Origin of the sequence: uncultured Bradyrhizobium sp. (assembly GCF_936928535.1) — a bacterium.
Classification (GTDB): domain Bacteria; phylum Pseudomonadota; class Alphaproteobacteria; order Rhizobiales; family Xanthobacteraceae; genus Bradyrhizobium.
Genome location: NZ_CAKZHY010000165.1, coordinates 47,157 through 73,940, shown reverse-complemented (window position 1 = coordinate 73,940; position 26,784 = coordinate 47,157). Strand labels below are relative to the sequence as shown.

The 26,784-nt window shown below is 63.7% G+C and carries 22 protein-coding genes and 1 tRNA gene; 18 read left to right on the top strand and 5 right to left on the bottom strand.

Annotated features, from left to right (window positions below; genetic code table 11):
- Window positions 1–7 precede the first annotated feature (7 nt).
- Window positions 8–1,063, top strand: a complete 1,056-nt coding sequence (locus Q0687_RS30785) for a beta-eliminating lyase-related protein (protein WP_298885259.1) — start codon at window positions 8–10, stop codon at window positions 1,061–1,063.
- Window positions 1,064–1,238: 175 nt separating this feature from the next.
- A complete protein-coding gene (locus tag Q0687_RS30780) occupies window positions 1,239–1,925 on the top strand; it encodes a CBS domain-containing protein (RefSeq protein WP_298885317.1) in 687 nt (228 codons plus the stop codon).
- A 293-nt stretch (window positions 1,926–2,218) separates the two neighbouring features.
- Here the strand turns inward: Q0687_RS30780 and Q0687_RS30775 are convergent, their stop codons facing one another.
- The gene (locus Q0687_RS30775; RefSeq protein ID WP_298885258.1) at window positions 2,219–3,610 is read right to left on the bottom strand and encodes a trypsin-like peptidase domain-containing protein; all 1,392 of its coding nucleotides are present in this window, start codon (window positions 3,608–3,610) and stop codon (window positions 2,219–2,221) included.
- Between Q0687_RS30775 and Q0687_RS30770 the strand changes: the two genes are divergently transcribed.
- Both Q0687_RS30770 and ppsA read left to right on the top strand, forming a co-directional pair.
- Window positions 3,600–3,809, top strand: coding sequence for a hypothetical protein (locus Q0687_RS30770; RefSeq protein WP_298885256.1), 210 nt, complete (start codon window positions 3,600–3,602; stop codon window positions 3,807–3,809). The two genes, Q0687_RS30775 and Q0687_RS30770, sit on opposite strands and share 11 nt — an antisense overlap.
- Window positions 3,806–6,217, top strand: coding sequence for a phosphoenolpyruvate synthase (gene ppsA / locus Q0687_RS30765; protein WP_298885254.1), 2,412 nt, complete (start codon window positions 3,806–3,808; stop codon window positions 6,215–6,217). Before Q0687_RS30770 ends, ppsA begins: the two co-directional genes overlap by 4 nt.
- 13 nt (window positions 6,218–6,230) lie before the next feature.
- Here ppsA and Q0687_RS30760 read toward each other — a convergent pair whose 3' ends face one another.
- Window positions 6,231–7,571 carry an agarase gene (locus Q0687_RS30760; RefSeq protein WP_298885252.1) on the bottom strand — a complete coding sequence of 447 codons (1,341 nt, stop codon included), beginning with the start codon at window positions 7,569–7,571 and terminating at the stop codon, window positions 6,231–6,233.
- Between the two features lie 188 nt (window positions 7,572–7,759).
- Between Q0687_RS30760 and Q0687_RS30755 the strand changes: the two genes are divergently transcribed.
- From Q0687_RS30755 to Q0687_RS30735, 5 genes are read left to right on the top strand one after another with little or no spacing between them, the layout of a single operon-like run.
- Complete coding sequence (locus Q0687_RS30755; RefSeq protein ID WP_298885250.1) at window positions 7,760–9,094, top strand: GH1 family beta-glucosidase; 1,335 nt, start codon at window positions 7,760–7,762, stop codon at window positions 9,092–9,094.
- Window positions 9,091–10,068, top strand: coding sequence for a glucokinase (glk, locus tag Q0687_RS30750; RefSeq protein ID WP_298885315.1), 978 nt, complete (start codon window positions 9,091–9,093; stop codon window positions 10,066–10,068). The genes Q0687_RS30755 and glk overlap by 4 nt, the downstream gene beginning before the upstream one ends.
- Window positions 10,061–11,020 carry a 1-phosphofructokinase family hexose kinase gene (locus Q0687_RS30745; RefSeq protein WP_298885247.1) on the top strand — a complete coding sequence of 320 codons (960 nt, stop codon included), beginning with the start codon at window positions 10,061–10,063 and terminating at the stop codon, window positions 11,018–11,020. Before glk ends, Q0687_RS30745 begins: the two co-directional genes overlap by 8 nt.
- Window positions 11,013–12,128 carry an SbmA/BacA-like family transporter gene (locus tag Q0687_RS30740; RefSeq protein WP_298885245.1) on the top strand — a complete coding sequence of 372 codons (1,116 nt, stop codon included), beginning with the start codon at window positions 11,013–11,015 and terminating at the stop codon, window positions 12,126–12,128. Before Q0687_RS30745 ends, Q0687_RS30740 begins: the two co-directional genes overlap by 8 nt.
- 25 nt (window positions 12,129–12,153) lie before the next feature.
- Window positions 12,154–13,134, top strand: coding sequence for a metallophosphoesterase (locus Q0687_RS30735; protein ID WP_298885243.1), 981 nt, complete (start codon window positions 12,154–12,156; stop codon window positions 13,132–13,134).
- Here the strand turns inward: Q0687_RS30735 and Q0687_RS30730 are convergent.
- Together Q0687_RS30730 and Q0687_RS30725 are read right to left on the bottom strand one after the other, a co-directional pair.
- A complete protein-coding gene (locus tag Q0687_RS30730) occupies window positions 13,099–13,590 on the bottom strand; it encodes a CDP-archaeol synthase (RefSeq protein ID WP_298885241.1) in 492 nt (163 codons plus the stop codon). The genes Q0687_RS30735 and Q0687_RS30730 overlap by 36 nt on opposite strands.
- Window positions 13,591–13,802: 212 nt before the next feature.
- A tRNA-Gln gene (locus tag Q0687_RS30725) sits at window positions 13,803–13,877 on the bottom strand.
- 244 nt (window positions 13,878–14,121) lie between these two features.
- Between Q0687_RS30725 and Q0687_RS30720 the strand changes: the two genes are divergently transcribed.
- Window positions 14,122–15,900 (top strand): acyl-CoA dehydrogenase, encoded by a 1,779-nt coding sequence (locus Q0687_RS30720; RefSeq protein WP_298885240.1) that lies wholly within the window; start codon window positions 14,122–14,124, stop codon window positions 15,898–15,900.
- A gap of 18 nt (window positions 15,901–15,918) precedes the next feature.
- Here the strand turns inward: Q0687_RS30720 and Q0687_RS30715 are convergent, their stop codons facing one another.
- Complete coding sequence (locus Q0687_RS30715) at window positions 15,919–17,148, bottom strand: MFS transporter (protein WP_298885238.1); 1,230 nt, start codon at window positions 17,146–17,148, stop codon at window positions 15,919–15,921.
- 302 nt (window positions 17,149–17,450) lie between these two features.
- On the opposite strand from Q0687_RS30715, the gene Q0687_RS30710 reads away from it, so the two are divergent.
- From Q0687_RS30710 to Q0687_RS30675, 8 genes are all read left to right on the top strand, one after another.
- Window positions 17,451–18,209, top strand: coding sequence for an enoyl-CoA hydratase-related protein (locus Q0687_RS30710; protein ID WP_298885237.1), 759 nt, complete (start codon window positions 17,451–17,453; stop codon window positions 18,207–18,209).
- Between the two features lie 195 nt (window positions 18,210–18,404).
- On the top strand, window positions 18,405–20,060 hold the full coding sequence (locus Q0687_RS30705; RefSeq protein ID WP_298885235.1) for a bifunctional metallophosphatase/5'-nucleotidase: 1,656 nt from the start codon (window positions 18,405–18,407) through the stop codon (window positions 20,058–20,060).
- Window positions 20,061–20,194: 134 nt separating this feature from the next.
- Complete coding sequence (locus Q0687_RS30700) at window positions 20,195–21,124, top strand: histone deacetylase family protein (RefSeq protein ID WP_298885233.1); 930 nt, start codon at window positions 20,195–20,197, stop codon at window positions 21,122–21,124.
- A 73-nt stretch (window positions 21,125–21,197) separates the two neighbouring features.
- Window positions 21,198–21,449 carry an exodeoxyribonuclease VII small subunit gene (locus Q0687_RS30695; RefSeq protein WP_014497196.1) on the top strand — a complete coding sequence of 84 codons (252 nt, stop codon included), beginning with the start codon at window positions 21,198–21,200 and terminating at the stop codon, window positions 21,447–21,449.
- Between the two features lie 583 nt (window positions 21,450–22,032).
- On the top strand, window positions 22,033–23,961 hold the full coding sequence (dxs, locus tag Q0687_RS30690; protein ID WP_298885230.1) for a 1-deoxy-D-xylulose-5-phosphate synthase: 1,929 nt from the start codon (window positions 22,033–22,035) through the stop codon (window positions 23,959–23,961).
- 183 nt (window positions 23,962–24,144) lie between these two features.
- Window positions 24,145–24,699 carry a nucleoside 2-deoxyribosyltransferase gene (locus Q0687_RS30685; RefSeq protein WP_298885228.1) on the top strand — a complete coding sequence of 185 codons (555 nt, stop codon included), beginning with the start codon at window positions 24,145–24,147 and terminating at the stop codon, window positions 24,697–24,699.
- Window positions 24,700–24,797: 98 nt separating this feature from the next.
- The gene (locus tag Q0687_RS30680) at window positions 24,798–25,532 is read left to right on the top strand and encodes a TlyA family RNA methyltransferase (protein ID WP_298885226.1); all 735 of its coding nucleotides are present in this window, start codon (window positions 24,798–24,800) and stop codon (window positions 25,530–25,532) included.
- Window positions 25,525–26,772, top strand: a complete 1,248-nt coding sequence (locus tag Q0687_RS30675; protein WP_298885224.1) for a methyltransferase — start codon at window positions 25,525–25,527, stop codon at window positions 26,770–26,772. The genes Q0687_RS30680 and Q0687_RS30675 overlap by 8 nt, the downstream gene beginning before the upstream one ends.
- The last annotated feature ends 12 nt before the right edge of the window (window positions 26,773–26,784 follow it).

Genomic DNA, 26,784 nt, shown 5'->3' with positions numbered 1-26,784 from the left:
GGACGTGATGAACGAAAAGGCCCGGATGCTCCCGAATTTTCGCAGCGACAATGTCGCGCCGGTTGCGCCTGAAATTCTCCAGGCGATCACCGAGGTCAATCGCGGCGCGGCGGCCTCCTATGGCGATGACGATTATTCGGCGTTGCTGAACCGGCGCTTCTCAGCGTTGTTCGAGAGTGATGTCACCGTGTTTCCGGTGCCGACAGGCACGGCGGCCAATGCCTTGTCGCTCGCGAGCTGCGTGCGGCCCTATGGCGCCGTCTATTGCCACGAAGAGGCGCACATCCACACGGCCGAAGGCGGTGCGACGGAGGCCTTCACAGGCGGTGCAAAGCTCATCGCAATGCGGGGCCAATATTTTCGGCTCGAGCCAGCGATGCTGCGCGCGGCGCTGGCCAGCGCCGGCTGGGGCATCCGCAATCGCGCTCAGCCCGATGCTGTGTCGATCACGCAGGCCAGCGAATACGGCACGGTCTATTCGCTCGCCGAGATCGCAGAGATTGGCGCAATCGCGCACGAAAGGAATCTGTCGGTGCATATGGACGGAGCCCGCTTCGCCAATGCGCTGGCGCGGCTCGGCTGTACGCCGGCCGACATGACCTGGCGGGCCGGCGTCGACATCCTGTCCTTTGGCGCGACCAAGAACGGCGCGATGTCGGCGGATGCCATCGTCGTGTTCGATCAGGATCTCGTCGAGTCATTGTCTTATCGGCTGCGCCGCGCGGGACTGACCTGGTCGAAGATGCGCTATCTCTCCGCACAGCTTCTCGCCTATGTCGAGGATGGCCTCTATCTGCGCCTCGCAACCAAGGCCAATGCGGTGGCCGCCCGTCTCGGCGCAGGATTGGCCGCGCTGCCTGACGTCCGCCTCGTTGCACCCGTGGAAGCCAATCTGGTGTTCGCCAGCCTCCCTGTGCCAGCCATCACCCGTCTCGCTGCGACCGGATTGGCATTCGCGCGACGGGGCCAGGACATCGTCCGCCTCGTAACCCGCTTTGACAGCACCGAACAGGAAGCAGACGAGGTCATCGCACTGGTCCGGGAAGCGATTGCGGGGAGCTGAGTGCCGCGCGGAGATTCCTGGCTGGGGCGGGAGAGCTCGAAGTTCGATGCGCCTGCCCTGCCGCACCGGACGTTCGACCCGTATCGCCGAAACTGTGCGCTGCTTGATCCCGATCAAATCGGCCAACTCTCGCTCGGGCAAAATTACCCTGGCAATCAGCGATATGGAGGCTGCCATGCAGGCACGAGACGTGATGGTGTCACCCGTGGCTACGGTTGGGCCGACCGCAACCGTCCGCCAAGTCGCGCAAATATTGCTGCAGCGCCGGATCAGCGCCGTACCGGTCGTCGATGCCGACAACAAGGTTCTCGGAATCGTGAGCGAGGGCGATTTGCTTCACAGGGCCGAGAGCAAGACCGAACGCACGTCCTCCTGGTGGTTGCAGCTATTGACCGGCGACGCCCAGCTTGCGACCGACTACGTCAAGTCGCACTCGATCAGGGTGCAGGACATCATGACGCAGGACGTCGCGACCGCTGCACCCGAGACGCCATTGCATGAGATCGCCATGCTGCTCGAGGAGCGCCAAATCAAGCGCGTTCCCATCGTCAATAAGGAAGGCCAACTCGTCGGAATCGTCAGTCGCGCCAACCTGCTCCAGGCCATCGCGAGCGCCAGGCCGAAACTCGAGATATCACTGCCAGATTCGGCAATCAGAAAGAGGTTTTTCGAGGAAATCAGGAAGCAGCCCTGGGCTCATACGTTCAATTTGAACGTGACGGTCCAGAATGGTGTGCTGGACATCTGGGGCTTCGCGCCGTCGCGCGCGGAACGTACGGCCATTCGCGTTGCCGCGGAGGCAATCCCCGGCGTCGTGACGGTGAACGATCACCTCCTGGAAACTCCCGCTTTCGTCTATTGACCGACGCAGCGTCACTGCGCGTGGCGGCCCGACTTCAATCCAGCGTCACCAGGGCGATGATCAGGTGAAAGACCTGCCATCCAAGGGCGAGCAACATTGCCCCAATAACAAATATCTTGCCATACCGAGAAACCTTCGGGCCGATACTGACAGGCCTCCGGGAGGTTTGCTTCGCCGCCTCTGGCCGAGGGCCTGTTGTCGTCGGCGAAGGCACGACACCTTCGTCGGGTTCAGTCCTGCGCTCCGCCACTATTCCCATGATGTCTTCCTTTCGAGCCGCAGGCCGTCCCAACTCAGCCGATCGAAACCGCCACGAAGCTCATAACGCCCGCGCGTTTGATGCGAAGCAGAACAGTGCGCTTGCCTTGCGTCCTGGCCTCATTGACCATTTTGTTCAAATCGGTCGCGGCGCCGATCGGACGTTTGCCGAAGGAAAGAACGATATCGCCGACCTGTAAGCCGCCAACTGCGGCGGCGCTGTCTGGCTTGATGTCGAGTATCACCATGCCCGCATCGCCGGCGCCGGAGACGGAGCGCGCCGGAGCAAGGGTCACGCCCAATGCCGACCTCTCTCCCGCATCCGGTTGCTCTTCCTGCTCGATTTTCGCTGCTCGCGGGAGTTCCGCTACGGTCATTTCGATCGCAATCTCCCGCTCGTTTCGCAACAGGCGGAGATTGATGACGGTCCCGGGAACGATGGCCGCGACCGTTCTGGCGAAATCCCGCGGATTTCGCATCTCCTGGTCATCGACGAACGTGATCACGTCACCAACCTCGACGCCCTGTTTTGCTGCCGGTCCTTCGTCCAGCTGTGCAACGAGCGCGCCCTGGGCTTTCTTCAGGCTCAACGCATCGGCGATCCCGGGTGTGACCTCCTGAAGGCGGACGCCGACCCAGCCCCGCGTGACATGACCCTTCTCGCGAAGCTGGCGCAGAACGAGGCCGACGACGTCAGCCGGAATGTCGAACGCGACTCCTACGGAGCCCCCCGAAGGCGAATAGATGGCGGTATTGACGCCAATGACCTCCCCCCGCACGTTGAAGGTTGGTCCGCCGGAATTGCCCTTGTTGACCGGCGCGTCGATCTGAATGAAATCGTTGTAGGGCTCCTCGCCAATGTCTCTCCCGCGAGCCGAGACAATCCCAGCCGAGACCGTGCCGCCAAGCCCGAAAGGATTGCCGATCGGCAGCACCCACTCGCCGATCCGAGGCTCCTTGGCGGCAAGACGCACATAGGGCAGATCACCCGGCGCGGAGGTCCTGATCAGCGCGAGGTCGGTTTGCGGATCGCTGCCGATGATCTCGGCGGGATAGATCTTCCCGTCGTCCATCGTCACCTCGATCTCGATGCCGCTCGCCACGACATGCTCGTTCGTGACGATATAACCGTCGCCCGACACAAGGAACCCTGCCCCCACCGTCAGGTCTGATCCAGGCGCGGGATCCGTCGGAATCTGCATGCCGAACTGGCGGAAGAACCGATCCAGGAACGAGCCCGGCGGCAGCGGCTGGCCGCGCGCGACCTCCTGACCTCGCTGCTCGGTCTTCACACGAATACCGACGACAGCCGGCCTCACTCGCTCAATGACTTCTTCGAATCCGTGCGGCGCGTTGGCGCCTACGGCATCGACCTCGGCGGCAAAAGCCAAACTCGTTTCAGCAAGCGCGAGAAAAATGACTGTCATTGCGGCCAACGCAATGATGCGCAGCAGTCTGGCACCTGCGCCGCCACAAATGGCAGTCACTCTCGCACCTCATTCCCGTCTGCAAAATAACGCGAAGCTTGGCGACTTTTGCCGCAACAAACTTGATTTGCATCAATCGATGGAAATCTTGACCTGGCTCAAGCGGCAGGCGTCACGACATGATCTGCTTTTTGCATGACCCGGTTCATCAGATCATTTCTCGAAATTGGCCTGGCCGATGTTGGCCTGGTCGGCGGCAAGACTGCATCGCTCGGCGAACTGTACACTGCGCTCTCATCGCAGGGGATCGCGGTTCCCAACGGCTTCGCGATCACGGCCGACGCCTATCGCGAGGCGCTGTCACGTGACGGCGTCGCGGACGAGTTGCGCCGGCTCCTCGACGACATCGACAAGAGTAACATCAGGCAGCTCGCCAGCAGGGCGGCGAAGGCCCGCGCGGTCATCTACGCGGCGATGGACACGCCCGAGCTCCGCAGGCAGGTCGTGGAAGCATATCGGCAACTCGAGCGCGAGGCCGGGACCGGCGTTGCCGTCGCCGTACGCAGTTCTGCGACCGCCGAGGATCTGCCGACGGCAAGCTTTGCGGGCCAGCACGAAAGCTTTCTCAACGTGCGCGGGCCGAAGGAACTGTTCGAGGCCTGTCGGCGCTGCTTTGCCTCCATCTTCACTGATCGTGCGATCTCCTACCGCATCGACAACGGCTTCGATCACTTCAAGGTCGCGCTTTCTGTCGCGGTGATGAAAATGGTTCGATCCGACCTGGCCGCCAGCGGCGTGGGCTTCACTCTCGACACGGAATCAGGCTTTCGCGACGTCGTCTTCGTCACGGGCTGCTATGGTCTCGGCGAGACCATCGTGCAAGGTCAGGTCGATCCGGACGAATTCTATGTCCACAAGCCGACGCTGGCCCTAGGATATCGCCACGTGCTGCGCCGACGGCTCGGAGCCAAGCAGATCCGCATGGTCTACGGCAAGCGGGGCGGCGATCATGCAACGCTGACCCGCAAGGTCCCGGAGGCTGAACGCCAGAGATTCTGCATCTCCGATCCGGAGGTGCTGAGCCTTGCCGAGATCGCGGTCCGGATCGAAGCTCACTATTCCAAGCACGCGGGCGCGGCGATGCCGATGGATATCGAGTGGGCCAAGGACGGCGCCGATGGAAAGCTCTATATCATCCAGGCCCGACCGGAGACGGTTGCCTCGCAGCGTTCGGCCGACGTGTACGAGACTTACAATCTGAAGCAACGCGGCCCTGTTATCGTCGAGGGGCGAGCGGTTGGCGAAAAGATCGCTTCAGGACGCACACGCCGCATCGCGTCGGCGCGCGACCTGGCAGCCTTCAGGCCGGGCGAGATCCTGGTCGCGCCGGCCACCAGCCCCGATTGGGAGCCGGTCATGAAGATCGCGGCCGGCATCATTACCGACAAAGGCGGCCGCACCTGCCACGCGGCAATCGTCGCTCGCGAACTGGGCATTCCCGCCGTGGTGGGAGCCACGTTCGCGACGGAGAAGATCAAGACCGGGACCGACGTCACGATTTGCTGCGCCGAGGGCGACGTTGGACGAGTCTATCAAGGCAAGGTCGCGTTCGACGTGACCAGGACGCCCGTCGGCGAGTTGCGGCAGCCGCGCACCGCCATCATGGTGAATGTCGGGACGCCGGAGATGGCGTTCCGCACGGCGATGCAGCCGCAGGCTGGAGTTGGCCTGGCCCGGATGGAGTTCATCATCAGCGAGCATATCCGGGTTCATCCCATGGCCTTGCTCAAGCCTGAGAAGGTCAAGTCGGCCAAGGCGCGGACCGAGATCGCGCGCCTCGTGAAGGGCTTCAAGAGCCCCGCCGATTTCTTCGTTCAAAGACTGGCGGAAGGCGTCGGCACCATCGCCGCCGCCTTCTATCCGAAGCCTGTGATCGTGCGGCTTTCCGATTTCAAGACCAATGAATATGCCAGCCTGATCGGCGGTGACGGCTTCGAGCCCCGGGAGGAGAACCCGATGCTGGGATTCCGGGGCGCCTCCCGCTACAGCCATCCCGCTTACGCCGAAGGATTTGCGCTGGAGTGCGCCGCACTCCGGATCGTGCGACACGAGATGGGTCTCTCCAACCTGCGCGTCATGGTGCCGTTCTGCCGAACCGTCGAGGAGGGCCGGCGCGTGATCGCGACAATGGCAGCCAATGGCCTGAAGCGCGGCGAGGACGGCCTCGAGATCTACGTCATGTGCGAGATTCCGAACAACGTCATTCAGATCGACGCGTTCGCAGAATTGTTCGACGGGTTTTCGATCGGCTCCAATGACCTCACGCAGCTTACGCTCGGGGTCGACCGGGATTCCGACATCGTCGCCTTCGACTTCGACGAGCGCGATCCGGGGATGCTGGAGATGTTCCGGCTGGCGATATCCGGCGCCAAGCGCAACGGTCGCCATATCGGCATCTGCGGCGAAGCGCCGGCGAACTATCCGGAGATCGCGCGATATGTGACGGGGCTCGGCATCGATTCGATCAGCGTCAATCCGTCAAGCGTGTTTCGCACCATGGCTGCCGTGGCCGACGCCGAGAGCAATCCGTCAAAATCCGGGACGTGACGCAACGGTCCACTCAGATCAGAGCCGGGACCGCTGCGGCATGAATGCGTTCTGCCGCAGCGTTGACCCTTGTCATCGTCTGCGTCAACGCGTCATAGACCCGATCGTCGATGGTCACTGTGCCGTAGTTCGAATCTTCACCGTCAAAACGCCCCTGCGCGGGCTGATCGGCATGCTCGAACCAGTGATATCCAACCAGATTCGCCTTGCCGAGGGCGGCCGCGACGTAGCCCTCGAAGGCCCGAGCACGATCGAGTTGGGTGGCCAGCCGCGGTCCGGCCCCCCTGGTATTTGGCAAGCCTGCGTCATCGCCGCGGAATGAGAATTCGGAGATCAAGCATGGCTTGCCGGCCGCGGCATAGGCGTCAATGAGCGGACCGGGCTCGAAGTCGTAGCAGTTGAACGAGATCACATCGAGATGCCGGCCAGCCGCTGCAATGACGCTCGCCGGCGGCTGGTAGCCGAACCGGGATCCGAGCACGAGATGATTTGGATCGGCCGCCTTGATCGCCGCGACGCAGAGTTCGAAATATTTGTCGGCCACGACCGCCACGAAGGCATCGCAATCTGCCGAGAATGCTTCGCGGACGGGATTTGCCAGATTGGCCTTGGTCTCGAGCGCATCGTTCAAGACGCCGGGCCGAAGCCTGACGAACGGCGCCAAGACATGCTCGATCCTGCCGAGCTCCTCCCAGGATCGCGCCTGCGTGCGCCATACCGCATTGAACTGGGCAAAATCCCGGTAATGCGCCTGCAGACCGGCGAGTGCGGCGATCTTGCCTGCTCGGTGGGGCGGCAGGTTCAAGAACAGTGTCAGAAGCTCGTCGGTGCCGCGCCAGTCGGGCGACCAGTAGAGCTCGTTATCGATGAAGGTGCCGAGCAAGCCCGGATCGTTGCGCCGATGCCTGCACCGAAGTTCGGCGCTTGCGCAGATATGGGCGGAGAATTCGGGATCGAAGACATCCGGAAAGATCTGATCGCGACGATGCAAGCGGAAGGATGCGCCAAGCGCCGCGGTCGGGGTGGTCGCCAGCAACTGGGATCCCGAGATGGCGACGAGCTCGTCCGACCAGCAGCCGACCGTGTTGAACTGCCAGCTCGCCAGGCGATCGGACACCGCGGTGCGCCAGATCGGCAGCTCCCCGTATTTGCTCCGGCAGGCCTCGGCGTAAGGCACGCGTTCGGTCCCGACGACGTGATCCTGATCGAAGCGGACCGTATTGACCCCCTTTGAGAGAAATCGGCCACCATCGGGATCGAGCAGCCAGAAGACGCCGTCGCGCTCGGTCACGCGGAAGAAGCCGTTTCCACTGAGATCGTCGTCGACGACCCCTCCCCATTTCGTTCTCCGCACGCGCGGCCCCCCAGCGACAATTCAGGGATTTCACCCATCGCACGGTCCGGCTCGGGCGTCTTGACCTAACTCAATACCACCGGGAACGAGCATGACTACCAATGTGGCAAGGAGACAACGAGCCTGAGATCAACGGGTTGGCTGCGCGACAGCATTCGCCCGATAGAGCAGGACCAAGCAGGTCGTTCATGCCGACAATCCAACTGCCGAACACCGCAAGCCTGCGCCCCGATTTCATCTGGGGCGTTTCCACCTCCAGCTTCCAGATCGAAGGAGCAACGCGGGAGGATGGACGCGGACAGAGCATCTGGGACATCTATTGTCAGACCGGTGAGATCAAGAACCACGATACCGGCGACGTCGCGTGCGATCATTATCACCGCTATCGAGAGGACGTCGGCCTCATGAAGGCGCTGGGCGTGCAGGCGTACCGGTTCTCGGTGGCCTGGCCGCGCGTCTTGCCGCTCGGATGCGGATCCGCCAATGAGGCCGGCCTGTCATTCTATGACCGGCTCATCGACGAGCTCCTGGCCGCCGGCATCGAACCATGGCTGTGCCTGTATCATTGGGACCTGCCGCAGGCCCTTGAGGAGCGCGGTGGATGGCTCAATCGGGAATCGATCCTCTGGTTCGCGGACTATGCGGCTCTGATTGCCACGCGCCTTGGCGACCGCGTCAAGCGCTTTGCGACGTTCAACGAGCCCTCGATGTTCAGCCTGTTCAGCCGTTCGCTCGGTCAACGGGATCGCAGCAGCGAGGACAAGCTCCATTGCATGATCCACAACGTCAATCTCGCTCACGGCGCTGCGGTGGATGTGCTCCGCGCCAACGTCATCGACGCCTCGATCGGCTGTATCCACAATCGACAACCCTGCCGGCCGTCCGGCGCAGGCGAAGCCGACGCGGCGGCCGCGGCGCGGCTCGACGTGTACTGGAATGCAGCCTTTCCGGATCCGCAGTGCCGCGGCGCGTATCCAATGTCGATGCGAGCTGCGATCGAACCACATATGCAACCCGGCGACCTGACCCGTATTTGCCGTCCGCTCGACTGGTTCGGACTGAACCACTACAGCCCGGTCTATGTGAAGGCGCGGGCGGATTCGATGCTGGGCTACGATTTCGGCGACAAGCCGGCCGGCGTTCCCCTGACGCCGATCGGATGGCCGATCGAGCCCGACGCCTTCAGCGGCACGCTGCAGGACGTCCACGCGAGATATGGCCTGCCGATCTACGTGCTCGAGAATGGATACGGCGATTCCGCTCAGCCCGACCAAACCGGTGCGGTGATCGACCCAGGACGAATAGAGTTCCTGAGAGACTATATCGGCGCGATGAATGAGGCCGCCGTCCGCGGCGTCGACATTCGTGGCTATTTCGTCTGGTCATTGCTCGACAATTTCGAATGGGACTCCGGCTACAGCATCAGGTTCGGCCTGACCCATGTGGATTATGCTTCGCTGCGACGAACCCCGAAGTCGTCGTTCGGTTGGTATGCCGGACTGATCAGGGCGAGGCAGCCATGACACAAGCAGCCCCGCAAGTCCGAACCACCCTGCTCGCAGATGTCGGAGGGACCAACGCCCGCTTCGCGTTGCTGTCCGACGGAATGCTCGGTGCGATAACTCATATGGCCGTCAGTGACCACGCGACCTTTCAGGACGCGCTCGCGGCCTATCTCGGCGCTTCGGCCAAGGCCGGCGGACCAGCTCGTGCAATCCTTGCCGCTTCCGGCTTGGTTCAAGGGGGCCGCTGCGCGCTCACGAACAATTCCTGGGTGATCGATGCAGACGAACTGCGTCGCACCTATGGATTCTCGACCGTTCGTCTGATCAATGACTTCGAAGCCGTCGCGTGGGCCCTGCCCCGTCTTGGCGCGAGCAGTCTGCTGCATCTGGGTGGACGGCAACGGATCGCTGGCGCGCCCCTCGCCGCAATCGGTCCCGGCACCGGCCTCGGAATGGCCATCAGCATCCCGCACCCCGGCGGGCAGATCGTCTTGTCGAGTGAAGGCGGCCATTCCACGATGGCGGGCGGCTCCCTGCGCGAGGATGCCGTGATCGCGCATTTGCGGCAACGGTTCGGGCATGTCTCTGCCGAGCGCGTCCTGTCGGGCGCAGGGTTGGAAAACCTCCACGACGCTCTGGCCGAGATCGGCGGCGCGAACCTACCAAAACGTCGCGCCGCCGACATTACGCGGGCCGCGATTGAAGGGACTTGCATGGTCAGCCGCGGCAGCGTCGACATGTTTTGCGCGATGCTGGGCTCGGTCGCAGGCAATCTGGCGCTCGCATTGAACGCAAGAGGCGGGATATTCATCGCCGGAGGCATTTTGCGTCAGATGCCCGACTATCTCGCCGCGTCCCAGTTTCGCCGGCGCTTCGAGGAGAAGGGCCGGCTCCAACATTTGCTGGAATCGATACCGGCCTATCTCATCCTGGACGACGATGTTGCGTTCGTCGGCCTTCGCAACCTGACGGAGGCCGAAGGACTTGGCTGACTTGCCGCACATCGTGACCCTGACCATCAACCCGGCAGTCGATATCTCGACCTCGGTCAAGAAGATGGTGCCCTACACGAAGATGCGCTGCGCCGAGCCCCAGCGCGATCCCGGCGGTGGCGGGATCAATGTGGCCCGAGTCCTGAAACGGCTCGGCCTTGAACCAACCGCAGTCTATCCGGCCGGAGGCGCAACCGGGCAGACCTTGACGAGGCTGGTCGAGCGCGAGGCGGTGCGCAGCATCGTGATCCCGACCGCAAACGATACCCGCGAGGACATTACCGTTTTCGACGAGACGACCCGGCAGCAGTTTCGTCTGGTGTTTCCGGGTGCCTTGCTCAGCGAATTCGAATGGCAGCAGTGCCTCGACGCAATTGCGCGCATCAGTTCGCAAGCGGCGTTTGTCATCGCAAGCGGCAGCCTGCCTCTCGGCGTGCCAACCGACTTCTACGGCAGGGTGGTCCGGGCCTCGAAAGGGGCGGTCAAGGTGATCGTCGACACGTCCGGCGCCTCGCTCAAGGCCGCGCTGGAGGCGGGCGTTTATCTCATCAAGCCCAATCTTCATGAATTCCAGGACCTGGCGGGGATCAGCACCGAGAACGAGCCTTCGCTCCTCGAGGCGGGGCGTCGCCTGTTCGAGCTGTACCGGATCGAGATCATCGCGCTCTCGATGGGCTCGCAGGGCGCCCTGCTCCTGACGCGCGACATCGCGTTGCGTGCGAATGGACTGCCGATCGAGCCCGTCAGCGTCTCGGGCGCCGGCGACAGCTTCCTCGGCGCGATGGTGTCGAGCCTTGCGCAGAACGACAATCTCGAAGCGGCGTTGCGCCATGGCGTCGCCGGCGGTTCGGCCGCATTGCTGAGTCCGGGCACCGGGCTATGTTTGAGCGAAGACATTCATCGCCTCGCGTCCTGTGTGAACGTGACAGCCATCGCCGGTTATCATGCCTAGCAACGAGGTGTATCAATCACCGGGCGAGCGCAAGTTGCTGGTGCGCTTCTGGCAGAGTGCGCGCGGATTCTGGGGCGGGAAATCGGCCGGCTGGGCGTGGGTCCTCACCGGCCTGCTCATCGTCACGATCGTTCTGCAGCTGCTGACTCAATACGCGCTGAACTTCTGGAACCGCGACTTCTTCAACGCCGTGGAGCGCAAGGATGGGAACGAGCTCCTGACGCAGGCCATTCGCCTGCTGCCGCTGGTGGCCGCCAGCCTGTCGCTCGCCCTGTTCTCGGTCTGGGGACGCATGACCCTGCAGCGGAAATGGAGGGCCTGGCTGAGCAGCGAACTCTATCGCCGCTGGCTGGAGCAGGACCGGTTCATTCGGCTCAATCGCGTGACGGGAGACTATCAGGCGCCTGAGTATCGAATAGCGGAAGACGGCAGGCTGGCCACCGACCTGCCTGTCGATCTTATCCTCGGGCTCGCCTCTTCCCTGCTGACCGCGGCGACGTTCATCGGCATCCTCTGGATGGTCGGAGGCAGCCTCGACGTCGACGCAGCCGGTCGGACCCTGACCATTCCGGGCTATCTGGTGATTGCCGTGGTGGTCTACTCGATCATGGTGTCAGCCATGACCATGCTGATCGGCGGTCGGCTGACGCAAGTCCTGGAGGAGAACAAGTGGGCCGAAGCCCAGTTGAGGGCCGTCGGAACCCATGTCCGCGAAGGAGGAGAAAACGGGGCACCCGGAGCGAGCGGCGAGGACGGCATGCGCACGATCTTTCCCGCACTCGAAGCGGTGATTGCCACGTGGCTGAACTATTGCTGGCAACTCATACGGCTGACAGTCGTATCCCACACCAACTCATTGCTGGCGCCAGTGATTGGATTGCTGCTTTGTACTCCTAAGTACGTTGCAGGCACGATGTTGCTTGGAGAAGTTGTCCAGGCGGCGGCAGCCTTCGTCATGGTCCAGGGTGCCTTTAGCTGGTTTACGGACAATTATCCGCGGCTGGCGGAATGGGCCGCATCTGCCAACCGCGTTGCCTCGCTTCTTCTTGCTCTGGACAAGCTCGATCGGAGCCAAGTGGCTGACGAGCCTGCCGGCCTGCGCAGTTGATTGCCATGGACCGAAAGGCAGACCGGTGAACGACGAACTGCTTTCGAAACTTGAGCTGCGCCTCGGGCGGATCTACGCCCGGCAGCGGCTCGGCATCGAAATTGATCATGAAGCCCAGATCTTCGGCCAAGGCCTCAATTTCTTCCATATCGAAAACTGGTACTCCGTTCATTCGCTGATACGAAATATTCTGAAGCTGGCTGGCCTCTACTGGCGCGGGCGACGAAATGCCGAGCGCATTGTCGTGAAGAACAACGATATCGAGTGCGCCAATTTGCCGGCTCCGTTCGACGGCTTCACGATTCTCCAGATCAGCGATACCCACGTCGATATGAGCGAGCGGGCCATGCGGCGCCTCGTCGAGCTGGTCCCTGGCCTCGACTACGACCTGTGCGTCCTTACGGGCGACTATCGCGGCAAGACGTTCGGAAAGTTCGACGCTGCGCTTGAAGGCATGGCACGGGTCACCGCTCACCTGAAGCAACCCATTCTCGGCGTGCTGGGCAACCACGATACGATCAGGATGCTGCCCGGCCTCGAGGCGATGGGCATACGCATGCTCCAGAACGAGTGCGCTACAATCAAGCGCGGGGATCAGGAGATATACGTCGCAGGCATCGACGATGCGCACTACTACAGGGTGGATAACATCGAGAAGGTCGGATCAGATGTCCCCGACGGCGCCTTCTCGATCCTGCTGTCGCACACCCCGGAAGTCTACCGGCAGGCGGCCCATGCCGGCTTTAACGTATTGTTGAGCGGGCATACGCATGGAGGTCAGATCTGCCTTCCAGGATCAGTCCCCCTCACACTGGACTCAGTACTGCCGCGCAGGATGGGGGCCGGCGCCTGGCGCTATCATAACATGCGCGGTTATACGTCGGTGGGCGCCGGATCGAGTGTCGTGGCCGTGCGCTTCAATTGCCCGCCGGAGATCACATTGCACCGATTGCACCGGCCCGCCGATGCTTCAGTACGGCTGATCTCGAACACGCAACACGTATAGCACGCGCGAAAGCGCGAGTTCGCCGACGAAGAACAGCGATACCGTCAGGAGGATATCCACGTAGTTCAGCCCCAGCATTTCCCGGCACACCACGAGCGGGAACAGCGATTCCGGGATCTGGTCCAATCCGAGTGCCTGGCTACTCGAGGGAAGGTTCATCCGCCGCTTCACGAAGCTGGAGAACAGGTCGCCGGCCATGGCGAGGATTGCCACCAACGCACCGATTTCGAAACTCAGGCCAACACCGGTCGCGCCTATCGCGGTCGCGACGATCGACGCCACGATGCCTCGGATTGTCTTGGACGCTCCGAAGACCGGTCGACCATCGAGAAACAGCACGCCCCCATCCAGCGCCAGCGCAAAGCGGGAGGCAAAGAGCTTCTTGGCAAGGACTGGCGCCCCGTTTGCGAGCGCCAAAAGCAGGATCGAATGGAGAATAGGTACAGCAGCCATCATGTCATTCGGCGCCGTGAGGCAACATTCGGCAGGCTGTCCTGAATTCCGCTCCAGGCGTTGACGTGAATCAAATTTGCACGCCGTCGCTGACCTCAGCTCGGCGGGTCATCGCGCGGAGGCTCGGCATCGCCGACATGAAAGCGGAAGTGCTGCCGGATCAGACGTCCGCGATGGCCGGCGGCGGACGAGAGGATTTCTCAAACAACATCAAATGGCTGGGGCGGGAGGGATCGAACCTCCGAATGGCGGAATCAAAATCCGCTGCCTTACCGCTTGGCTACGCCCCATCAGGCGACGACGGGAACGGCGGACGAACTGGCACCCGCAGATTCCCTCTGGTCGCAGCCGGTCTATAGGGTGCGGCGCGGCATTTCAACCGCCTGGGAGCGCAAAATACCACAGACGGACCTGGGACGCGCCACACCTTATTATAGGCTGGGATAAGTCCCCGATCCGGTCCCGTATCGTAGCCATTGAGGCCTCCCCCGTTTCATGGGAATACGGCGGCAAACCTGTCCTCGGGAGTGAGCCATGACCTACCGCGCGCCGATCTCTGACATGCTGCTGTCGCTCAACCATGGTGCCGGCCTCAAGGCCGCGGTGGACGCCGGGCATTATGGCGATTTCGACGCGGACATTGCCGCTGCCGTGCTGGAAGAGGCCGGCAAGTTCGCAACCGATGTGCTGGCGCCGCTGAACAAGGTCGGTGATGAGCACGGCATCAAGCTCGAGGCCGGCAAGGTGACGACCGCGCCGGGCTGGCCGGACGCCTACAAGCGCTGGACCGAAGGCGGCTGGAACGCGGTGTCCGGGCCGGAAGATTTCGGCGGCCAAGGCCTGCCGATGGCGATCAACGCCGCCTGCACCGAGATCTGGAGCGCCGCCAACGTCGCCTTCGGCCTCTGCCCGCTGCTGACGGCGTCGGCGATCGAGGCGCTGGAGGCGCATGGCAGCGACGAGCTGAAAAAGATCTATCTGGAAAAGCTCGTCACCGGCGAATGGACCGGCACGATGCAGCTGACCGAGTCGCAGGCCGGCTCCGATGTGGGCGCCCTGCGCACCCGCGCCGAAAAGCAGGCCGACGGCACCTATCGCATCAAGGGGACGAAGATCTTCATCACCTATGGCGAGCACGACATGACCGACAACATCGTGCATTTCGTGCTGGCGCGCCTGCCGGACGCGCCTGCCGGCACCAAGGGGATCTCGCTGTTCCTGGTGCCGAAATTCATGGTCAATGAAGACGGCTCGCTCGGTGCGCGCAACGATATCTTTGCCAGCGGCGTGGAGCACAAGCTCGGCATGCACGCCTCGCCCACCTGCACCATGACCATGGGCGACCATGGCGGCGCGATCGGATTTTTGATCGGCGAAGAGAATCAGGGCATGCGCTGCATGTTCACGATGATGAACCAGGCCCGCCTCGGCGTCGGCCTCGAAGGCGTCGGCGTGGCCGATCGCGCCTATCAGCTCGCCTTGTCTTATGCGCAGGAGCGCAAGCAAGGCCGCGCCGTCGGCAAGAAGGGCGACGGCTCGGATGCGATCTTCGTGCATCCTGATGTCAAGCGCATGCTGATGCGGATGCGGGCGCAAACCGCGGCCGCGCGCACCATTTGCTACGCGACCGCGGTCGCACTCGATGTCTCCGTCCGCGCCAGGGACCCGAAGGTGCGCGCCGATGCCGCCGCACGCGCGGCACTGCTGACGCCGATGGCGAAGGGCTATTCCACCGATATCGGCAACGAGGTCGCCTATCTCGGCGTGCAGGTGCATGGCGGCATGGGCTTCATCGAGGAGACCGGCGCCGCGCAGCATTATCGCGATGCCCGCATCACCGCGATCTACGAGGGCACCAACGGCATCCAGGCAATCGACCTCGTCACGCGCAAGCTTGCCGCCAATGGCGGCGCGTCGGTGTGGGCGCTGATTGACGAGCTTGCGGCGACCGTGAAGCAGGTCGAAGCCTCGAACGATCCCGCCTTCGGCACCACCGGCGTGAAGCTGCGCGAGGCGCTGGAGGCGCTGACGCGCACCAGCAAGTGGCTGCTCCAACGCGTCACGTCGGCGCCGAACGAGGCGCTCGCCGGCGCGACGCCCTATCTACAGCAGTTCGGCGCCACGCTCGGCGGCTGCATGCTGGCCTCCGAGGCGCTGGCTGCGAAGGCCGACGGCAACACCGAGGCGGCACGCTACGTCTCGCTGGCGCGTTTCTTCGCCGAGAACATCACCGTGCAGGCGGGCGCGCTCGAGCGCACCGTGACCGAGAGCGCGGAGTCGGTCGCGGCAGCGGATGCGGTGCTGCTTGGGTAGGCGGATGCGTAGGGTAGGTTACGACGCAACGACCTCCACCTTCTTCCCCGGCCGCCACAGCACGATGCCGGCCGCGATGACATCGAGCGCCACGCACATCGCGAATGCCATGGTGTAATCGCCGCTCATGCTGCGCACGAGGCCGACGATGCCGGGGCCGAACGCGCTGACGATGCCGCTGATCGAGGTCCCCAGCCCCATCGCGGCCGCGAACGCCGCACTGCCGATCTCGCGCTGGATGATCAGGGGCGGAAAGGTGATCATGTTGCCGATCGAGAAACCATAGACCGCGCAGCACATCAGCAGCACGATCGGGCTCTGGCTTTGCAGCAGCACGAGCAGCGCCGCCGCCTGGCTCGTCATCGACGCCGCGCAGGCAAGCCGCGGATCGAGCCGGTCGACGAACAGGCCGAGCGTCAGCCGGCCGACAACCGCCATCGCGGCCATGATGGTGACCGCAAGGCCCGCGCTGGCGCGGCCGATCAATGGCTCGAGAAACGTCACCTGGTGGATGATGAATCCCATCTGCGCCAGCAGCGCGATCGCGATCGGCAGCACCATGGTCCAGAATGAAGCATTTGCGAGCAGAGCCCGCCGCGAATGTCGCGCGGCCTTGCTGCCGGAGGCACCCGCGGCATGCAGCGACGCACCGACCCGCCAGCCGGTGAAGACGACGACCACCGGCAACACCAGCACCACCATCACGACGGTCGCCGCCAGCATGGCCGAACGAAAGCCGATGCTGGAGCTCAGCGCCAGCAGAACCGGAACGAGGATGATGCCGCTGCAGGTGGCGCCGTTGAAGGCGAGGCTGAGCGCGAGCCCGCGCCGCCGCTCGAACCAGGAGTTCAGCACGGTCGCGATCACCACCGAGCCCATTCCGGTCCAGCCCACCGACATCAGCGCATAGGCGAGGTAGAGCTGCCAGGGCGATTGCATCAGCCCCAGCAGCGCGGTCGATGCGCCAAGCGCCGCCAGCCCGCACAGGATCAGCGCGCGCAGTCCGATTCGGACGAGCAGGTCATCGGTAAAGATCACGAGGACGGCGCTCAGCAGGAACGAGAAGGTGCTGGCCGAGGACACCAGCGTGCCGGGCCAGCCATGGGCGCGCTGCAGCTCGGCGAGATACACGCCCTGGCCGTAGAGGCCAAAGCCGAACATGAAGAAGGCCATCAGGAAACAGGCCAGCACCACGCGCCAGCCGCGGTAGCGCAGCGAGGACTCGTCAACCCCAGTTGCGGCAATCATCGTCAAATATCGGCCTAATAGAAACGAGACGGCTGATCGTGACGTACAACCACCGGTTTTTCAAATGAAACGTTGTAGCCAATTGTTGCAATGCGCAAATCGCCGCAGGAGACGAGACACAGCCTTTACGCTGTTTGTTCCATCGACCAGTGCGGCCGCCTGGCGGGTGTCATGCAACCACTCAACGGCGTCATGGCCGAAATGATTGGGCCTGCAGGATTGGCACGCCTGCGGGATCATGTAGGCTGAGCTGTGCCAGGACTCGCCGACGGCAGGCGCCGCGGCGACCGCAGGGAGTACTTATGCCGAACGGCAATATCATCGTCGCCGACGAGCGCGGCACGCGCGTCATCACCCTGCGCCGTCCCGGAAAGAAGAACGCGATCACGCAGCACATGTATCGCGAGATGAGCCGCGCGATCGACACCGCGCAGAACAATCCCGATATCCGCTGCATGATTATCACCGGCGGCTCCGGCGTTTTCACCGCCGGGGACGACATCGACGACTTCATGCACGCCGATGCGGCGCGTCCCGAGACGTTGTCGGACGGTGCCAAATTCCTCTATTCGCTGGCACTCAACGTCAAGCCGATCATCGCAGCCGTGGACGGCGCCTCGATCGGCATGGGCACCGTGATGCTGTTTCACTGCGACTATGTGCTCGCCTCCAACGCTGCGACCTTCTCGGCGCCCTACATCAATCTCGGGCTCGTTCCGGTCGGTGCCGCCAGCCTCTTGATGCCGAGCACAATGGGTTACCAACGTGCCTTCGCCATGCTGGTGATGGGACGCAGCTTCAGCGCCACAGAGGCCCATGCCGCCGGCTTCGTCAACACCGTGGTGTCGCCGGGACACACCGAGGTCGAGGCCCGCAAGGTCGCGCGCGATATCTGCCGCCTGCCGGCCGAGGCCGTCGCGACCTCGCGCAAATTGCTGCGCACATCGCCGGAAGAGCTCACCCGCCGCATCGACCAGGAGAGCCATCTGTTCGGCGAACGGCTGAAATCGGACGAGGCGATCGCCGCGTTCAACGCGTTTGCGAACAGGAAGAAGAGGTGAGTCCTCCCCTCTCCCCTTGTGGGAGAGGGTGGCTCGTCGCGAAGCGGCGAGACGGGTGAGGGGTTTCTCTCCTCGCGCTCACACGTCTCCAGCGGATAGATACCCCTCAACCGGCGCTTCGCGCCATCTTCTCCCACAAGGGGAGAAGGAAGAAAGCTTCGTGAAATCTTCGCGCGGAGCGACTAGTCTGGTTCCATGCGATACCAATCCATCCTTGCCGCACTCGCACTTGCATGCGCCCTTCCCGCCGCGGCCGAGACTACAGCGCCCGTCCAGCTGCGGATTCTCGCGATCAACGATTTCCACGGCAACCTGCGTCCGCCGCCGGGCGGCATCCGCATCAATGACCCCGAAGACCAGACCAGGAAGGTGATGGTGGCCGCCGGCGGCGCCGAGTACATGGCGACGCTGGTCAAGCAACTCCGCGAGGGGCACAAGAACACCATCTTCGTCGCCGCCGGCGATCTGATCGGGGCGAGCCCATTCCTGTCGGCGATGTTTCACGACGAACCCTCGATCGAATCGCTTTCGATGATGGGGCTTGCGATCACCTCGGTCGGCAACCACGAATTCGACGAAGGCAAGACCGAGCTGCTCCGGATGCAGAATGGCGGCTGCCATCCGGAAGACGGCTGCCAGGGACCGCATGTGTTCACTGGCGCCAAATTCCACTATCTCGCGGCGTCTACCATCGAGACCGCGACCGGCAAGAGCGTGCTGCCGCCCTACGAGATCCGCGAGTTCGAGGGCATCCCGGTCGCCTTCATCGGGCTGACCTTGAAGGAGACATCAGGCATCGTCTCGCCCAAGGGCATTGCGGGACTGGAATTTCGCGATGAGGCCGAGACGGTGAATGCGCTGGTGCCGCAACTGAAGGCGAAGGGCGTGGAGGCGATCGTGGTGCTGATCCACCAGGGTGGCGAGCCCGCGGGCGACTACAACGAATGTCCGGCGATCACAGGCCCCATCGTCGACATCGTGAAGAAATTCGACCGCGCCGTCGACGTCGTCGTCAGCGGCCACACGCACCGTGCCTATGTCTGCGATATCGACGGGCGGCTCGTCACGAGCGGCGACAAATACGGCACGCTGGTCACTGCGATCGACCTCAAGCTCGATCCTGTGACCCGCGACATCATCGGTGCCAAGGCCGAGAACGTCATCGTCGCCGACGCCTCGCTCGCCAGGGATCCCGAGCAGACCGCGCTGATCGAGGCCTATGACAAGCTCTCGGCGCCGATCGCCAACCGGCCGGCCGGATCGGTGACACAGACGCTGTCGCGCGTCCCGAATGACGCCGGCGAAAGCGCACTCGGCGATATCATCGCCGATGCACAGCTCGCCGCGACCAAGGATGCAAAAGATGGCAGCGCTGTCATCGCACTCACCAATCCCGGCGGCATCCGCACCGATCTCGTCCCGAAGGAGAACGGCGCGGTGTCCTATGGCGATCTGTTCGCAAGCCAGCCGTTCCGCAACCGCCTCGTCACCATGACGCTCACAGGCAGGCAGCTCAAGGACATGCTGGAGCAGCAATGGCTCGATCCGAAGCGGCCGCGGATCCTCCAGGTCTCGATCGGATTCAGCTACAGCTGGGACGGGTCAAAGCCATTCGGCGAGCACGTCACGCCCGACAAGATGACGCTCAACGGCAGACCGATCGAGCCGGCCACCTTCTACCGCGTGACCGTCAACGACTATCTGGCGGTCGGCGGCGACGGTTTCACGATCGCGAAACAGGGCGCATCGGCGCAATATGGCGGCTACGATTCCGAGGCGCTGTTTGCCTTCTTTAGGGCGCATGGTCCGATCGGCCCGTTGCCGCCTACCCGCATCCTGCGCGTGAATTGATCTGGATCAAACGAGCCCGAACGGGCGGCCCTTTGCCATTCCCCCGAGAACGCCTAGATTGGGTTTTACATTGCGTTTTGGCGCCGGATGCGCCAAGCGACGCCGAGAGTTCGCATCTCACTGAGGCCGACCTGATGAGCACGCTTCTCCTTTCCCACAAGGCCTGCCTCGACCATGTCACGCCGCCGGGTCACCCCGAGCGCCCGGATCGCCTGCGTGCGGTGGAAGAAGCGCTGTCGGTCGAGCGCTTTCAGTTCCTGGCGCGCGATCTGGCGCCCGAGGGCGATCTCGATCTCGTCACGCTGTGCCACAACGAGCATTACGTCACCGAGCTGCGCCACATCGCGCCGAGCAGCGGTCAGGTCTATCTCGACGGCGACACCTCGATGTCCCCCGGCACCTGGGAGGCGGTGATGCGCGGCGTCGGCGGCGCGGTGGCGGCGACCGAAGCCGTGATGAACGGCGAGCACCGCAACGCCTTCGTGGCGGTGCGCCCGCCCGGCCATCACGCCGAGATCGGCAAGCCGATGGGCTTCTGCTTCTTCGACAATGTCGCGATCGCCGCGCGCCATGCGCAGCGCAAATACGGCATCGAGCGCGCGGCCATCGTCGATTTCGACGTCCATCACGGCAACGGCACCCAGGACATCTTCTGGTCGGATCCCACCGTGATGTACTGCTCGACCCACCAGATGCCGCTGTTTCCAGGCACCGGCGCCAAGGGCGAGCGCGGCGATCACGACACCATCGTCAACGCGCCGCTGGCGTCCGAAGACGGCGGGCCCGAATTCCGCAGCGCGTTCGAAAATCTGATCCTGCCGCGCCTGACCGAGTTCAGCCCCGAGCTGCTGATCATCTCGGCCGGCTTCGATGCGCATTTCCGCGATCCGCTGGCCTCGCTGAATTTGCGCGCGGAGGATTATGCCTGGGTGACGCGCAAGCTGATGGATCTCGCCGACAAGTCCGCCGGGGGACGCGTTGTTTCTGTGCTCGAGGGCGGCTACGACCTGCAAGGACTGAAAGAATCTGTTACGGCGCATGTCGGTGCCCTGATGGGCGCCTGAGACACCCGCCACATTACGCCCGCAAAACTCTGCTGTTTTGCAGCAGCAGCGAATCGGGCAATCGGAAACGGATATGGCCGAAAACACTCAAGTCGATGTCAGCAGGCTCACCTTCGAGCGCGCGATCGAGGAACTCGAAACGATCGTGAAGCGGCTCGAGGACGGCAAGGTGCCGCTCGAGGAATCTGTCACGATCTACGAGCGCGGCGAAGCGCTGAAGCGGCGTTGCGAGGAGCTGTTGCGTCAGGCCGAGGCGCGCGTCGACAAGATCACCACCGATGCCAGTGGCCAGGCCGCCGGCACGGCGCCGCTGGACGTGCAGTAAGGGCGCGCAGCCACCCGCCTCGCGCATCGGCCGCCTGCAATTTTTCAGAATCGCACGCTCTCATTTTCACCCGCGGGGGCAGGCATCGGGGCACCGCCGCTGAAAAGTTCCCGCGTCGACGTTTTCCGTCCCGGAAATCCCCACAAAAACGCTGTCTTTCCGCACAAAATCCTGCCATGGAACCGGGCAGGATTGGAACTTTTGCTCCGGCGCCGGGATTAACCAAATTGGCCCGCCGGTTGCACCTGCATACCCGCAATCGGTCCGCCGGGTTGGCTTTGGCCCAAGCTTTGGTGTAAAGCTGCGCGGAGTGTGGCTTTTTGTTAGCCTTGACGTGGGGGCCGATTTCCGACGACAAGCGCCTCAAATCGCTGATGAAATTGGCTGGGACGGACGAAGCCGATCTAAGTGACAGGGATCACAGAGACTGAACCGGAGCGCACTTAAGCTCACCTAAGCTTGAAGACGGGGCTTTGCCCCATGCAGGTGGCTCCGACGGTTTAAGGACTCGCGCTGCGCCGATATTATGCAAACCCATCGCGCACCGGAATGACTTTCCGGCGCTGACAAATTGGAAATCGCCGTGAACGCATACAGTAAAACGCCGCTGCTCGACACCATCAAGACGCCGGAAGACCTGCGCAAGCTCAAGATCGAGCAAGTTCGCCAGGTCGCCGACGAGCTGCGTCAGGAGACCATCGATGCCGTCTCGGTGACCGGTGGTCACTTCGGCGCGGGCCTCGGCGTGGTCGAGCTCACCACCGCGATCCATTACGTTTTCGACACGCCGCGCGACCGGCTGATCTGGGATGTCGGCCATCAGGCCTATCCGCACAAGATCCTCACCGGACGCCGCGACCGCATCCGCACGCTGCGCACCGGCGGTGGCCTGTCCGGCTTCACCAAGCGCAGCGAGAGCGATTACGATCCGTTCGGTGCCGCGCATTCATCGACCTCGATCTCCGCCGGTCTCGGCATGGCCGTCGCCCGCGACCTCGCCGGCGGCAAGAACAACGTTATCGCCGTGATCGGTGACGGTGCGATGTCGGCTGGCATGGCCTATGAAGCCATGAACAATGCCGGCGCCATGAACTCGCGCCTGATCGTGATCCTCAACGACAACGACATGTCGATCGCGCCTCCGGTCGGCGCCATGAGCGCCTATCTGTCGCGGCTCTACTCGGGCAAGACCTACCGCACGCTGCGCGAGGCGGCCAAGCAGATCAACAAGCGCCTTCCCAAGATCCTTGCCAACCGCGCCAACCGCGTCGAGGAATATTCCCGCGGCTTCATGATGGACGGCGGCACGCTGTTCGAGGAGCTCGGCTTCTATTACGTCGGCCCGATCGACGGCCATAATCTCGACCATCTGCTGCCCGTGCTGAAGAACGTGCGCGACATGGAGACCGGCCCGATCCTGGTCCACGTCGTGACGCAGAAGGGCAAGGGCTACGGCCCGGCGGAAGCCTCCGCCGACAAGTACCACGCCGTCGTCAAGTTCGACGTCGCCACCGGCACGCAAGCCAAGGCCAAGCCGAATGCGCCGGCCTACCAGAACGTGTTCGGCCAGAGCCTCGTCAAGGAAGCGCAGAAGGACGACAAGATCGTCGCCATCACCGCGGCGATGCCGTCGGGCACCGGCGTCGACATCTTCAACAAGGCCTTCCCCGACCGCACCTTCGACGTCGGCATCGCCGAGCAGCACGCGGTGACCTTCGCCGCCGGTCTTGCGACCGAAGGCTACAAGCCGTTCTGCGCGATCTACTCGACCTTCCTGCAGCGCGGCTACGACCAGATCGTCCACGACGTCGCGATCCAGAACCTGCCCGTGCGCTTCGCCATCGACCGCGCCGGCCTCGTCGGCGCCGACGGTGCGACGCATGCCGGCTCGTTCGACAACGCCTATCTCGGCTGTCTGCCGAACATGGTGATCATGGCGGCTGCCGATGAAGCCGAGCTCGTGCACATGGTGGCGACCCAGGTTGCCATCAATGACCGTCCGAGCTCGCTGCGCTATCCGCGCGGCGAAGGCCGCGGCATCGAGATGCCCGAGATCGGCATCCCGCTCGAGATCGGCAAGGGCCGCATGATCCGCCAGGGCAACAAGATCGCCCTGCTCTCGTTCGGCACGCGTCTGGCCGAATGCGAGAAGGCGGCCGACGAGCTCGCCGCCCACGGTCTCTCGACCTCGATTGCCGACGCGCGCTTCATGAAGCCGCTCGACACCGAGCTGGTGCTCAAGCTGGCCCGCGACCACGACGTGCTGATCACGGTGGAAGAAGGCTCGGTCGGCGGCTTCGGCTCGCATGTCGCGCAGTTCCTGACCGATCAGGGCGTGCTCGACACCGGCATGGTCAAGTTCCGCACGATGGTGCTGCCCGACGTGTTCCAGGATCACGACACGCCGGCCGCGATGTACGCCCGCGCCGGTCTCGACGCCAAGGGCATCGTCGCCAAGGTGTTCGAAGCCCTCGGCAAGGACGTGAAGACCGAGACAGTCAAGCTGGCCTGATAGTGAGTTCACCTCTCCCGCTTGCGGGAGAGGTCGACGCGAAGCGTCGGGTGAGGGTTTTCTCCTCTTGGGGGTTCTCGCCTGCGGAGACACCCCCTCCCCGACCCTCCCCCGCAAGCGGGAGAGGGAGCGCAGCTTTCGCCGCGGCTGGTAGCTCACCCAATTTCTCTGAAGCAATCACCCATGAGAATCTATCTGGCAGGTCCCGACGTGTTCCTGCCGGATGCCGTCGAGATCGGCCGCTGCAAGGCCGCGATCTGCGCGGCGCACGGGCTCACCGGCCTCTATCCCCTCGACAACACGGTCGACCTCACCGCCTCCGACGCCTCGCGGCAGATTTTTTGCGGCAATGAGGCCATGATGGACGGGGCCGACGCCATCATCGCCAATCTCACTCCGTTCCGCGGCGCCGGCGCCGACCCCGGTACCGTCTACGAGCTCGGCTACATGGCTGGCCGCCGCAAACTCTGCCTCGCTTACTCCAACGATCCCGCCATCTATGCCGACCGCGTCAGCCGCTTCATGACCGTCACCTCCGAAGATGGCCGGCTGGTCGATGCGCAGGGCCTGACGGTCGAGGATTTCGGTCTCGTCGACAACCTCATGATGATCCACGCGCTGGAGCTGCATGGCTGCCCGCTGGTGACGCCGGCCGCACAGCCGATCGACGTCTGGCACGATCTCGCCGCGTTCGAGACTTGCGTCCGGATGGCGGCCGCGCGATTGATCGCTACATAGAGCATGGTCCGGACCCGCAGGGCCGCGTTAGCGCAAAGTGTGCAGCGGTTTTCCGATAAGATCATGCTCACTTAAGAAGATCGTCTTTCGGAGAGATCATGTCCCCTGCCCGCAAGCGCGCGGATGTTCTGCTGGTCGAACGCGGCCTGTTCGAGAGCCGGGCGCGGGCGCGCGCGGCGATCGAGGCCGGGCTCGTCACGGCCGATGACAAGCAGGTTTCAAAGCCATCGGAGACGATAGCCGAGGACGCGGTGATCCAGGCCGAGCCGGCCCATCCCTACGTTTCGCGTGGCGGCGTCAAGCTTGCCGGCGCGCTGGAGCGTTATCCGATCGACATCGAAGATCACGTTTGCCTCGATGTCGGCGCCTCTACCGGTGGCTTCACCGAGGTGCTGCTGGCAAACGGCGCGAGCCTGGTCTTCGCCGTCGATGTCGGCACCAGCCAGTTGCACACCTCGCTGCGCGGTCATCCCAAGATCGTGTCGATGGAGGAGACCGACATTCGCGCCTATGAAGGCAAGCGCCTGCCGGCGCGGCCCGACGTCGTCGTGATCGACGTCAGTTTCATCTCGCTGAAGACCGTGCTGCCGGTCGCGCTGTCGCTCGCGGCCGCACCGATGAGCCTGCTTGCGCTGATCAAGCCGCAATTCGAAGCTGACAGGAAGCACAACAAGAAGGGCATCATCCGCGACGCCGCGGTGCATCGGGAGGTCTACGACGACATCTCGGCATTTGCAGCCTCGCTTGGCTGCACGGATATCGAGGTGTTTCCCTCCCCGATCGCGGGCGGTGACGGCAATATCGAATTCTTCCTGGGCGCGCGCCGTGGTTGAACGGCTCACGATCGATCATGTCGGCCATCGCGGCGACGGCGTCTCGCTTGGGACGGGCGATGCGGTCTATGTGCCCTACACGCTTGGCGGCGAGAGCGTCGAGGTCGATCACGTCGCCGGCCATCATCCGGATCGTCGCAAGCTGCTGGCCGTGGATGTCGCGAGTCCGGAGCGCATCGAACCGTTCTGCCCGCATTTCGGCGTCTGCGGCGGCTGTGCGATCCAGCATTGGGCGGCGGAGCCCTATCAGGCCTGGAAACGCAACATCGTAGTCGAGACGCTGGCGCAGGCCGGCATCGAGTGCGAGGTGGCACCGCTGGTCGACGCGCATGGCGCCGGGCGCAGGCGCGTCACGCTGCACGCCCGCTTCGGCACGCACGACGTGCTCAAGGTCGGCTTCTCCGCGACAAGCTCGCATGACGTCATCCCGATCGACCGTTGCCCGATCCTCGATCCCGCGCTGGAAGGCGCGCTCGATGCCGCCTGGGCGCTCGCCGAGCCGCTGACGTCGAAAATGCCGGTGACCAAGCCGCTCGATATCCAGGTCACGGCCACCGCCAACGGCCTCGACATCGACGTGCGCGGCTCCGGCCCGCTGCCGACACCCCTGGTCACGGCACTGTCACGCATCGCCGAGGAACATCGTCTGGCGCGGCTGACGCGGCATGGCGAGCTGGTGCTGCAACGCATGCCGCCGATGGTGAAGATGGGCCGCGCGGAGGTGACGCTGCCGCCGGGCTCGTTCCTGCAGGCCACGGTGGCCGGTGAAGAGACGCTTGCTTCACTCGTCGCCGAGCGCGTCGGCAAGGCGAAGGAGGTCCTCGACCTCTTCTGCGGTGTCGGCCCGTTTGCGCTCAGGCTTGCCGAAAAGGCCCGCCTCACCGCCTATGACAGCGATGCCGGCGCCGTCGCCGCGCTCGCCAAAGCCGCACGCACGCCGGGCCTGAAGCCGATCAAGGCCGAGCCGCGTGACCTGTTCCGCCGTCCGCTGGTGCCACCGGAGCTGCGCGATTTCGATGCCGTGGTGTTCGATCCGCCGCGCCAGGGCGCACAGGCCCAGGCGGTGAAGCTCGCCGCGAGCAAGGTGCCCGTGGTGATCGCAGTCTCCTGCAACGTCGCCACCTTCGCGCGCGACGCACGACTGCTGATCGATGGCGGTTACAGGATCGAGGGTGTCGTTCCGGTCGATCAATTCCGCCACACACCCCATGTCGAGATCGTCGCGCGCTTTACCCGGTAGGGCGCGACTTCG